Below are 11159 nucleotides of genomic sequence, written 5' to 3' on the forward strand. Positions count from 1 at the left end.
TCATCTACAAACTGATGATCTACACCATCAAAGACAAAACCTCCTGCAAGGCCAATGGCATCGATCTCAACAAAGGAATACTGCTCACAGGTCCGGTCGGCTGTGGCAAAACAACCCTGATGCAGCTTTTGCCTTACATCCATCCACAAACAAGGCCATACGGTCTATTTCCAACCCGCAACATAGTCATCGAATACAATACCAACGGCTCAGACACCATCAACAAATACAGCGCCCTCAGAACGATGTGTTTCGACGACCTCGGGGCAGAACCCACTGGCCGCTACTACGGCCACGACAGCAACGTAATGGCAGATATTTTGGTCTCCCGCTATGACCTCAGCCAGGGACAAAGTTCAAAACAAAACAAACAAACCCACCTAACCTCAAACCTCAACGCCCACGAAATCGAAGACCGCTACGGCGAAAGAGTCCGCTCCCGCCTCCGCGAAATGGTAAACGTAATAGCCTTCCCGGCTTCTACTCCCGACAAGCGCACCTAAATCCCCGCGAAGGCGGGGATCTCGTAAATCAAATGCAATATTTAAAAAAAAAGACCCGTCACCCTGAGCGTGCCCGCCGGAGCTTTAGCGAAGGCTGGTGATTTTTACGAGGAACGAGTAAAAATTGTATCGAAGGGCGTCATCACGATCCGCCGTAGGCGGAGAAGTGAACTCGTCAATCAAACACAACTTTGAACATTAAACATTAAACTTTGAACAATGAACACAACCCAATTCTGGACCTGGTTCCAAGAAAACCAAGAAAATCTATACATCCTTCCTCTTTTATCAACTAACGAACAGGAAGAATACAATCATAGACTGCAAAACAACTTAGACTATTACTGGGAGGGCATAACATTCGAAATAAAATTCAGCGAGAACTATACCACACCGGCAACACTCATACTATACTCTAATGCCGACCCGGATATACAAATGGAAGCGAAAACCTTAGTAGAAAATGCACCACTTATGGACAACTGGAATGTAGTAACCTACAATAGAAAAAAAGAAGATTTATCAGAAGGCAAAACAGTGGGTCCACCAAATTTTAAACTCCATATTAATCAACTCTATTTCCAACCGGTACTTAAAACCAATAAAGATTCTAAAATCACGCTCAACATTTTCACAACTAAAGACATCTCCTATGCCAAAAGAAAACAATTTAAAAAACTATGCATTCAAATATTGGAAGATATGGTTGGAGAGGTGCCATTTCATAAACACATAAAATTCATACGCTGTCACCTTAAAACAGAACTACCGGGAGTAGCTATTCAATTCATCCACTTCCCTCAATTCATAAACAACCTAATTCGACTAAATTAAAAAATATAATCACACAGTACAGGCTCAATATTTTGCGCCTCACAATTTACCAAAACCAAGAACAAAAGCACCGTCATCACGAACGTAGTGAAGTGAACTCGCATATCAAATAAAACCTTGAACCTTAAACTTTAAACTTTGAACAATAATGAACGCAACCCAATTCTGGACCTGGTTCCAAGACAACCAACAAAAACTATACATCCTTCCATTACTGGATAGAGAAGAACGAGACAGCCATTTCTATTGGTTAGGAAAACACCTCAGTTACTATTGTGTGGGCTTGGGGTTTCAGATCTCTTTTGCGAAAGATTATACAGGTCCGGCAACACTCATCATAACTGCCTATGGAGCAAGAGAGCTTTACGCAAAAGTATTCGAACTCATAGACAACGCACCAAAACTAGACAACTGGAAGTATGAAGCACTAAAAAAGCCTAGCAAAGATGAAAACAGTAATCTCGACGCACCTTACGAATTCGGGTCATTCAATATAAAAATTTCAGACCTGTACTTTCAACCCGTAAAATACATCAAAAGCACAGGAAAGATAATAATCCACATCTACTCAAACACGTCATTGCGCCGCGCCCGCCAAAGGCCGGGATCCGCCAAAGGCGGAGTAAGCAACCTCAGCAACCCCATACACCCCAAAGATCTACACACCGCAATAACATATATCCTTGAAGACCTCCTAGGCGAAGAGCTACTATACTCAAAAATTAAAAAATTCAAATTCTACAAAATCAACCGAAACCGGGGCATAACCTATAAGTTAACACACTTAAAAACCTTCTTTGACTTACTGAACCATAACTAACCTGCGATAAGAAAAATGTAGAACTGGTTGTAAGGATGAGACAAGCGACTTTAGGAGAAGGGATACAATGTTTACAAAATTCAAGTTCAAGGATTTCATTCAAAAAAATATAGCGTTTTTTAAACTAAAAAAACAACCCGAAGGTTGCTTTTAAATTTTTACTAATTTCGATTTTTAATAATGATTTTCATTAATTGAAATAGCCCAAAAAATCATCTCACATATAAGAAACATACACTTGATAAGTCGGTTATCTTCTTAAACATATACTTCGAAAAGCGGAGTACCAGCCAGTCTGCGAAGCCTGCATAAATATTACCTACAGTACCCCTTACACGCATTTATAATATACTCAAATATATCCGGTCTTACGGGAAAATCAGGATATTTAGAGGAATGGTAAACTTCATCCATGTTTTTATGCATAAATGTTTCGGAATCACAACAATGATTAGTATAATCGTAAACAAAATCCCAGAATCCAGTACCTGTATAATTGTATCGCTCTTTTGAAACGTACTCTGGCATTTCATTTATTATATTATCCATATATACTAAATCATTAGCATCTATATTTCTGGCAACATAAGGGACTAAACTCAAAAATAATGGATTGTCAGAAAGTTTAGCATATATCATATCAACACCTTCACGGCCATAAGAAAATGTTTTACGATCAGTCAAGTGTTTAAACGATACCGAAATATAGATAGAATCCATTTTTTTCAACTCATCATAATGCTTAAACAGATAGTAGGATCGTAATAAATGATTGGATGCATCATCAATAAAATAACCGGAATCCTGCGTCATAGATACATTAAGCACATCTTTATCTATGAATACGGTATCCCGAATTTTAACTCCCAATTCCTGAAAGGTTTTTTTAATGTCATCTTCTATTTTTCTTTCTAATTCAAATTTATTTTCATTATTTTGACATGAAAATAGCATTATTGAAAACAAACTGTACACAAATATCTTAAAACTCATAGTTATTGATCTTTCTTGCTTTTGTACTCTTTATATTTGGAAATATTTCCTCTATTAGTCTTCATATTAGCATCAACTTGATTGAGAGAATCTTTCTGACTCATAGGAATTTGATACCTGCTATAGCCCCAGATTGGTGCATCTGAAGTTTGTTGTGGTGAATACCCCGTGTTCCAACCCTTATCTTCCTCACCATTTGTCATTCTATAAATAATTTTTCCTTCATCATCCCTACCGATAAATGTTGCTTCATTCCAAAAACCAAAACCTCCGGAGTGACTCTCAAGTTGTGTTGCACTATTTAATATATCAACCAAAGAGTTGGTATCCATATAACAGGGGTCTATATAAATGTTTAAATCACCACCTGCAATATCTCCAAATCCCCATCCTCCAAAATAGTCTGTTTTTACACTATTAGTTTCCCAATAACCCGAACCTTCTTTACCATTGACTGTTAACTCTGTTCCTCCGTAAACTAATGCAGTAAGGTTTTTAAATTTACCTTCAAACGTCGATTCTCGTTCACCACCTCTATTACCGGAAACGGTTCCTAAGTCCAACACAGGACCATCGCTCCATCTCCCGTATTCACTATCATACATATAAGTATTACCATCAGAAGCAGTATGCATATCTCCATCATTGGCATCATCAGGACAGTCGCCATCAGGACATAAACCTGTAGAGTCCGTCCACCTAACAGGATTGTTATATACATAATTGTATGGAGACCAGTTTGGGTAAAACTCCGCCAATGGGTCAACAGACAACCAAACACTCCATTTCGGGTCATAATACCTGGCCCCATAATAATACCAGCCGGTCTCCGCATCATACTCCTTGGCGTTGAACTTGTATCCTGTTTCACTATGTGCGTTCTATAATTTTTTTGCCTTAAATGCGTAGCGGGTTAAAAAAAACAAATCAACATATATGATAAATTCCCATTATTTGTGGATAGTCTACTGATTGAACATATACTTCGAGGTTGCAAACTTCGAAAATCCAGAGAGTCCTACTACAATAAGTTTTTATCTATTATTTGGGTACATATCTTCAAAATAATAGCCCTCTGGTCTGAATATTTTAGAAAAATCATACTGTAATTTATACGGAAAACTATTTTGTTCGTACTTATTATCAAATAGACATTCTCTATCTATTCCACTATATAAAGTTTTTTGATTTTTAATATAAACCTCAATAAATGTTCCGTCTAAAGCATTATGAAAACAAGGGACATCTTTAGTCAATGAAGTATCAAAATATTTATGTATGTCTTCTTTTCTTAAAGGTATGTTTTTTGACCTAACAGCTTTGTATTTTTTGGTTTTGAATGGACGAATTAGAATACTGTATAAGTTGTCTTCTTCGTAGTACCATAACAATGTTAAATCAGTTGATGAAAAGGAGTAAATCGTATCAGTCTTTTTCTGTAATTCATTAACTAATTTATTTTCCTTATTTGAAATATATGAATGAGAAGAACATCCATATATCAGGACTAAAAAAAACGCTACAATACTAATATTTAATAATTTATTCATCTAATCAATTTTTTCCTTATTACCCATTTTTAAGAAGTCACTATAATTAACTTTCATAAGTGTGCCTTTTTCATTGAAGAAATTAACCTTTTCATTGTTCACATCAATTAAAAAGGTATTCCCCTTAAAACCATTGCTTCTCCAATTACTAAGGCTTCTTTTGTCATCTGGTGATGGAGTAGAACCGTTGGGGTGAGTATGCCATATAAAACCTATATCATCACCATTACCACCAGGTTGAGTTTTACCATTAATTAAAAATGGCTGTACTGACCAAGTTGAAGTTTCTATTTTATTTCCATCTTTATCAAAAGAAATTTCTGTTCTTTTTGGCTTGCCCGGGTCCCAATGCCGGGCATTTTCATCTCCTTTCATAGTATGTGCTCCGTGCTCAACCCTTGTATCTGCTGAATCTCCACTTCTTATTGTATTATCCACAGAAGTTTTTACATCTTCAAGTATATTACCAGTTGGTATATGAAATACATTATCGCTTTCAGCAAGAGAGCCTGAAAATTTTTCCCCTGCTTTAGTAGCTTGATTTACACTTCTTTTTGTCGCACCTCTTACAAGGTACGATTTTCCCGCATCCTTTCCATCATCCCCTATAATCCTCACTCTACCCCAAAAGTTTTTACCATAAATAGGATCTCTCCCATCAGGGTCTGTATAAATTATAGGATTATGGAAAGTATAAGCATATGGCGAGAATGACGGATAATTAAAATAATGCTCGTCATTTTGGGTCGTAGTATCTAGATGAATAATAATACCACCCGGTCTCTGCATCCAGCTCCTTGGCATTGAACTTGTATGGCGAGTTGTTTGAGTTTAAGTGCTCTTCTACAAGTGTCTCTCCAAAAGGAAGGTACTCCATATGTTGTGTGATATCTCCCGCTAAGTTAGTAATATAACTTGAACTACCCAAGTGATCAGGGTGGTACCAGTAGGCATCAAAAAGCTTTTCGTTGTGGGAGAAACGGCAACTTATAGGTTCTGTAGTGCCATAAAGTACGGGTGGGTTCATAATAATTTCCTTGCCAAAATACTGGTGGTCAGCCTCTATAGTTGCGCCGGCCGTAATTACTTTCTGGTCAATAAGTTCAATTTCTGCCGTAGGTGCTAAATAATCTTTACACAGTAACCCCAGCTGCGTGATGGTTCCCAAAGCACTGCTTATGCGTTCACTGCCAATATAATAATGCTTGGTGTACTTTGTGATCGTTATTCCATCGAGTTCGTTTGCTTGAGTGTTGTCAGGCAATCGAAGTGCCTTTACAGTAAGCAGCGGGCTGGGGTAGAGGGTGGCATCCAATTTGTGGGCGTCTCCTGCTTCCTTGGCACTATAACGCGCATCAAACCTCCCGGGGGCATATTTTATAATACGGGTTCCTTCGGCATCATAAGTATAGCTGGCTACTTCGGGTTTTTCTGTTGCAGCTTCAGGGACTAAATCTACTGCTTTCAAACGGTCTTCTTCATCCCAAAGGTTTTTACGTAAACTAACCTCCATGGTGCCTGCAGGTTGATCAGGGTCTGTAACACGCTGTTTGGTTTCAGTCATATTTCCGTTAGCATCATATTCCAAAAGTTGATGCTTGATGCGCGGGTCAGTAGGGTCGTCATCATAATCATAATTCGGCATCTCAGTGATGCTACGCGGTGCATGGGGTTGAGCATATCCATAGTCTCCGGCAACATGACTCCCGCTGGCATAATCATCATAGTCAAGATCATAGGAAGTTGCTAAAACAGCGGTGCCTTGGCTGATAGGGTCATTAAGGTTAGAAACCGTTCCTCTCAGGTGGGTTTGCTCTTTTCTTAGTATAGTGTGATCCACATCATAGTGCATTTCTAAATTGTACTCCTGTCGCAACAATTGGGGAGTAGTATCTCCGGGTCCTACATAGACTCCTCTGGCATTGATCAACCTGTTGTAATCATCATAGGTATAGTGATGGTTTACAGGACCACCTAACACTCCGGTGGCTGGGTCGCTACTGTTTAAGGTTGAAATTTCTAATATATTGCTCAATGCATCATAGCTGTATGCTTTTTCAATATCAAAGCTGTAGAAGTCGTGCTCAACATTATTCATTCGCCGTCTAAGGTCATAATCATAAGTAGTTCGTGTATCATTACCATAAATAATTTGGGCTCGTTCACCATAGTCAGTATAAGAAATGTTTTTGATGATGTCAGGTGTAGTCACTCCATCTATTTGTCGTGTGATAGTACTTAACTGTCCTGCTTTGTCATAATGGTAGGTGACCTTTTCATGATCAGGATAGATGATTTCATTAATACGGTTCCAACTGTCATACTCCCATTCGGTTTTAAACCAATATGACATTCTTCCGGCTACGGCAATAGCACGAACATTTTCTGTCAACTCACCCAGTTGTCCGTATTTAAATCGTTGTATACCGGTGGCATCTTCTTGCTTGACCAAACGACCAATACCATTGTCATCAGGGTCTGTGTTAAATGCAGAGCCATAGGTATACTTTACATCATTTTCAGGATGTTGTGGATAATTGATTTCAATCAATCGATGATGATGATAGTTATACTGTACCACACCACTTTGATTGGGCTGCATAAGATTAGCAGTTTGTTTTGTGAGCAGTGCACCAATTTTATTGTATGTATAATTGGTAACACCTCTGTCAGGGTGTTTCTCCACAATACGTCGACCCGCAAGGTCATATTCATAAAAGGTTTCATAACCTTTAGTGTTTTTTACTTTAATAAGTTCGTTGATGGCATTGTAATAAAACTGTGTGGTGATGTCGTCGTTTTGAACAATTTTGCGGTTTCTGCCTTTGATATCAGTAAATGATTCTTGCACTTGGCCTAGCTCGTTTGTTACCCGGGTACTAAACATATCGTCTACGATAGCATATTCAATAGTGGTTTGTTGATTTTCACCCGGTTGTTGTACAGTAAGTTGCCGGTCACGGTGGTCATAGCTTACTTCCACTGGGTCTGGTAGGTTGTTTAGGGGTTGTGAATGATATTCAAGGTCTGTACCGGTCAAATTATAAAGGTCAGTAGGATAACTGTTTTGAACCATCGGTAAGTAACTTTCTAATACCCTACCAAATGCGTCCTTTGTCTCATAACCGCTTAACTGCCATTTCATTTGATCAGATTTATGGGTTTTTTTAAGCTGTATGGCCTTACCAAAACCATCTACTATACTAATTGTTAGAAACTCATTTCCTGAATGAAAGGGGTCATAGTGCCTGGTGATTGCATAATGCTGTGCATCAGTTGAGGTTCCACTGCCGGGTTCCAAAGCTCTAAAGCTGCCTTGAGCATTACTAATCATATAATTAGTATCAGTCAAGCCACTTGGTTGCGGCTGTAATGGGTCTTCTCCTTCATATTGCATCCTGATCGTCCAACCGCTAGGCAATTCATTGGGTCCGGTCACCTCCAAAGTCCTGCCGCGATTATCAATTCGGGTACGAACAGAATTAGAGTTCATGTCAGTAACAAAAACGGGTACGCCAAAAAGATAATTATAAACAGCGGTCGATTGCTGGTTGAAAGTGTCTGAAAAACTCACAGGATAGGTTTTTACAGCATTGTCATAGCCAATAGTTTGCGTAAAATACCCTCCAAAGGCATTTAAATTGTCAAGCTGCTTCACTTCGGTAGTATTGCCAAAAGCATCATAAGCAAACTCAACTCGATTCATTTCATTGTCCACAAGTCTAGTATTTATTCTTTCCAATTTTCCATTATTGTTATAAGAAGCACCTCGCATGCGCACTAAATCATTGCTTTGGTAGTTATAGACAGCTATACGCGTGGGTAAGCCCGTATAGTTTGGATCCTGATATCTTATTTCAGTTAGGTAGGCATCTGCCAGACTAGTTCCAAAGTTTACAATTTGTGTGATATTACCGTTAGAATCATATGCTCTAAATTCCTGAACTTGATGAAGACTTTGATTACCTTCATAAATTGTTTGAATACGTTTTACCTGAACAGGCAACAAACGTCTAAAATCTGGGTTGCCTGATCCGGGTTGTTGATAGTTGGCATCAATGGTAACATTGGTGTTTACCTCTGGCAGATCAGGGTTTAACAAGTTATAAAACATTTGGGAACGAGAAATCTTTTCATGGGCATCAGTATAAACCACAGTTTCCTTTAATGCCCCTTTTAAATAATAACTCTGGGTGTGGTATTTTTTTTCTGTATATCTGTATAATGAGGCATCTGATGGGGTGCGTTGTTCAATTTTGAGGGTTCCAAACCCTAAAAATTCACGCTCTCTCCTGTCTTGACGCCCGTCTTCATAAGTGATGGTCGTCAGGGTTTCATCAGGTGCTAAACCATTATCCTCTGTAAACCCGTCATGGGTTGAAATTTTACTCATTACCCACTTACTTTGTGGTAAGTCATAAGTGTTTCCAGTGCGTTCATACGCTATCTCCCAACTTCCACCCATAGGGGTATTCACTTTTTGAAGCAAATTTGTTTTGCCTACTTGATTTAAATGAGATGTAATAGAAGCATTGTCATTTTCCTTGTACAGAACATCAGGTAGTCCGTCTCCATCAATATCTCTAATCGATGCGGTTTGTTCATTAAAGGTAGCATTGAGCCCCGCTGTAGGGGTAAAAGTGAACTTTAGAACTACAACACTCAACGAAATTGTATAACCAAATGTAAATGACCCGTATATATTTCCTGATAAAGTATCATCTTCAATCAATTTATTTCCAAGATATAACATATTTGGAGACTCTTCAAAACCGGTACCCGTATTCAAATAATAGTTAAACCCATTAGACACTTTTTTGATTAGATCAGGTAAACCATCACCATTTATGTCCAAGATTGTAGTATTAACTTCAGCTTTACTGTTGGATGCCCCAAATCCAAAAGCAAAAGAGGCACTATAATTTCCACTATTTCCTCCGGCGCCACTACCAAATCCAATCCCAACGTTTTCACGAGTACTTGTCTTTAAACCTGTGTAATTGGATCCCCATAATATTTTATTACTGAAGCCATAACCTGTGTTTAAATAAACAACAACCCGATCTTCATAAATCCATACCTTATCAGGAAGCCCATCTCCGTTCATATCTATCCATTGTCTGGAATCAAATGATTTTCCAACACTATTGTTGATTCCTGAATTAACCTGGGTATACGTTGATTTTTTATTGTCAGACGCTGTGCTGTTTGGAAAGACTCCTGCAATATTAACGCCTGCTGTGTCATCTTCATTTTGATCTCCTGATGAAAAATTGTTTGTTTCAACGGTATCAGATAGGGCTCCCTTCATATCGGTAAATTGAATTAAACCACCGGTAACCATATCTGGATAACGATCACCATTTAAATCTAAGTATTGGTTCAAAACTTTTGATTTTGACCTACTAGAAGTACCGCCTAATCCCAAAGGACCAACTCCTCCGGACAATGACATTGCATTCCCTTTTGATTTTGAACGTTGCTTGAAACCAATAAAAAGAGTACCGTTGTTTTCATCCAATAAGCTGTCTGGGTCTACATACAAATCATAAAGGTTTTCCTCCCCAAACCTACCAAGCACACTTGTCAATTTATTGTTGCTGTAACCATAATAGGCATAGTGAATTCCTTCATTTTCATACCTTAGATCCAAATTGTTTTGACCGTAAAAAGTATATCTTACCTTATTTTCAACTTCATTTTCCAATTGCTCTGGGTCTTCTTCGTTTATTTGAGCTTCTAGTTCATCAACTTCTACTTGACTTTCGGGAAGTTTGTCAATAAATAACCCCACTTCTAAAGGACCGTCAAAATGGTTCGTTGCTGTAATTTCATCGTCTTCATTATATATTACTTCAACACCTCCATTATACAGAAAATGACCCCATCCACGATAAGAGAACCCAAAAAAGTGAGGGCTTATGGCAAAATAGGGGGTTTCAATTTCCACTGAGCTCCAGGCTGGATAATTGGGTTGCTCTTCAGCTACCAAGCTCAGGGTATGCTTGTTTAAGTTCAATACATTGATATTTTTATTGTTGACATAAAAGGCACTGTATATTCTACCATTGCTATCTTTTAGATCTTTTATTTGTATTTTACTAAATACAAAAGTATCATCGTCAACTGGAATAGGTGTAAAACTGTCACTTGTTTGCGAGAACTTGAAATCAGGTCCATCCTTAATTAAATAAAACACCTGGTTATTTACAGCCTTCACTTGACCCAAGGACGACTCTTTAACTACCCAATTTATTTTAATTGGCAACTCCCCATTGAGTTCCATAGTGTTTAAGACTTGATTTAAAAACATATTGCTAGAGGGCATTGAAAATAAATCGTGATCGAGAATCATAAAATCATCCTCTTCCTCACCGGGGGGTATAGTACCCATTTGCGGTAGTTCTCTGCTACCAAACCAATACGTGTCTTGCGTAAGTTGTTTATCATAAGTAATCA

7 protein-coding genes and 1 pseudogene are annotated in these 11159 nt (G+C 38.3%); 3 read left to right on the forward strand and 5 right to left on the reverse strand.

Annotated features, from left to right (window positions below; translation table 11 throughout):
• From AACY61_RS02470 to AACY61_RS02480, 3 genes are all read left to right on the forward strand, one after another.
• Nucleotides 1-503: ATPase (locus AACY61_RS02470; RefSeq protein ID WP_339609846.1), on the forward strand; the 503-nt coding region annotated here is incomplete at its 5' end.
• A gap of 219 nt (nt 504-722) precedes the next feature.
• Nucleotides 723-1337, forward strand: a complete 615-nt coding sequence (locus AACY61_RS02475) for a hypothetical protein (RefSeq protein ID WP_339609848.1) — start codon at nt 723-725, stop codon at nt 1335-1337.
• Nucleotides 1338-1485: 148 nt separating this feature from the next.
• Entirely contained in the window at nt 1486-2157 is a 672-nt protein-coding gene (locus AACY61_RS02480; protein WP_339609850.1) for a hypothetical protein, read from the forward strand.
• A gap of 315 nt (nt 2158-2472) precedes the next feature.
• Here AACY61_RS02480 and AACY61_RS02485 read toward each other — a convergent pair whose 3' ends face one another.
• The 5 genes and pseudogenes from AACY61_RS02485 to AACY61_RS02505 all read right to left on the reverse strand — a co-directional run bounded on the left by AACY61_RS02485 (nt 2473) and on the right by AACY61_RS02505 (nt 11094).
• Entirely contained in the window at nt 2473-3150 is a 678-nt protein-coding gene (locus tag AACY61_RS02485) for a hypothetical protein (RefSeq protein ID WP_339609852.1), read from the reverse strand.
• 2 nt (nt 3151-3152) lie between these two features.
• Nucleotides 3153-4007 (reverse strand): annotated as a pseudogene (locus AACY61_RS02490) (RHS repeat-associated core domain-containing protein); the annotation flags it as partial.
• A 177-nt stretch (nt 4008-4184) separates the two neighbouring features.
• On the reverse strand, nt 4185-4700 hold the full coding sequence (locus AACY61_RS02495; protein ID WP_339609853.1) for a hypothetical protein: 516 nt from the start codon (nt 4698-4700) through the stop codon (nt 4185-4187).
• Nucleotides 4701-5489 (reverse strand): hypothetical protein, encoded by a 789-nt coding sequence (locus AACY61_RS02500; protein ID WP_339609855.1) that lies wholly within the window; start codon nt 5487-5489, stop codon nt 4701-4703.
• Nucleotides 5437-11094, reverse strand: a complete 5658-nt coding sequence (locus AACY61_RS02505; protein ID WP_339609857.1) for a toxin TcdB middle/N-terminal domain-containing protein — start codon at nt 11092-11094, stop codon at nt 5437-5439. The genes AACY61_RS02500 and AACY61_RS02505 overlap by 53 nt, the downstream gene beginning before the upstream one ends.
• Nucleotides 11095-11159: the final 65 nt, after the last annotated feature.

It is taken from the genome of uncultured Planktosalinus sp., assembly GCF_963973675.1.
Taxonomy (GTDB): Bacteria; Bacteroidota; Bacteroidia; order Flavobacteriales; family Flavobacteriaceae; genus Planktosalinus.

Coding starts and splice junctions, on each gene's coding strand:
- AACY61_RS02475 (WP_339609848.1), top strand. CDS start 723: ATGAACACAACCCAATTCTGGACCTGGTTCCAAGAAAACCAAGAAAAT.
- AACY61_RS02485 (WP_339609852.1), bottom strand. CDS start 3,150: ATGAGTTTTAAGATATTTGTGTACAGTTTGTTTTCAATAATGCTATTT.
- AACY61_RS02500 (WP_339609855.1), bottom strand. CDS start 5,489: ATGCAGAGACCGGGTGGTATTATTATTCATCTAGATACTACGACCCAA.
- AACY61_RS02505 (WP_339609857.1), bottom strand. CDS start 11,094: ATGGGTACTATACCCCCCGGTGAGGAAGAGGATGATTTTATGATTCTC.
- AACY61_RS02495 (WP_339609853.1), bottom strand. CDS start 4,700: ATGAATAAATTATTAAATATTAGTATTGTAGCGTTTTTTTTAGTCCTG.
- AACY61_RS02480 (WP_339609850.1), top strand. CDS start 1,486: ATGAACGCAACCCAATTCTGGACCTGGTTCCAAGACAACCAACAAAAA.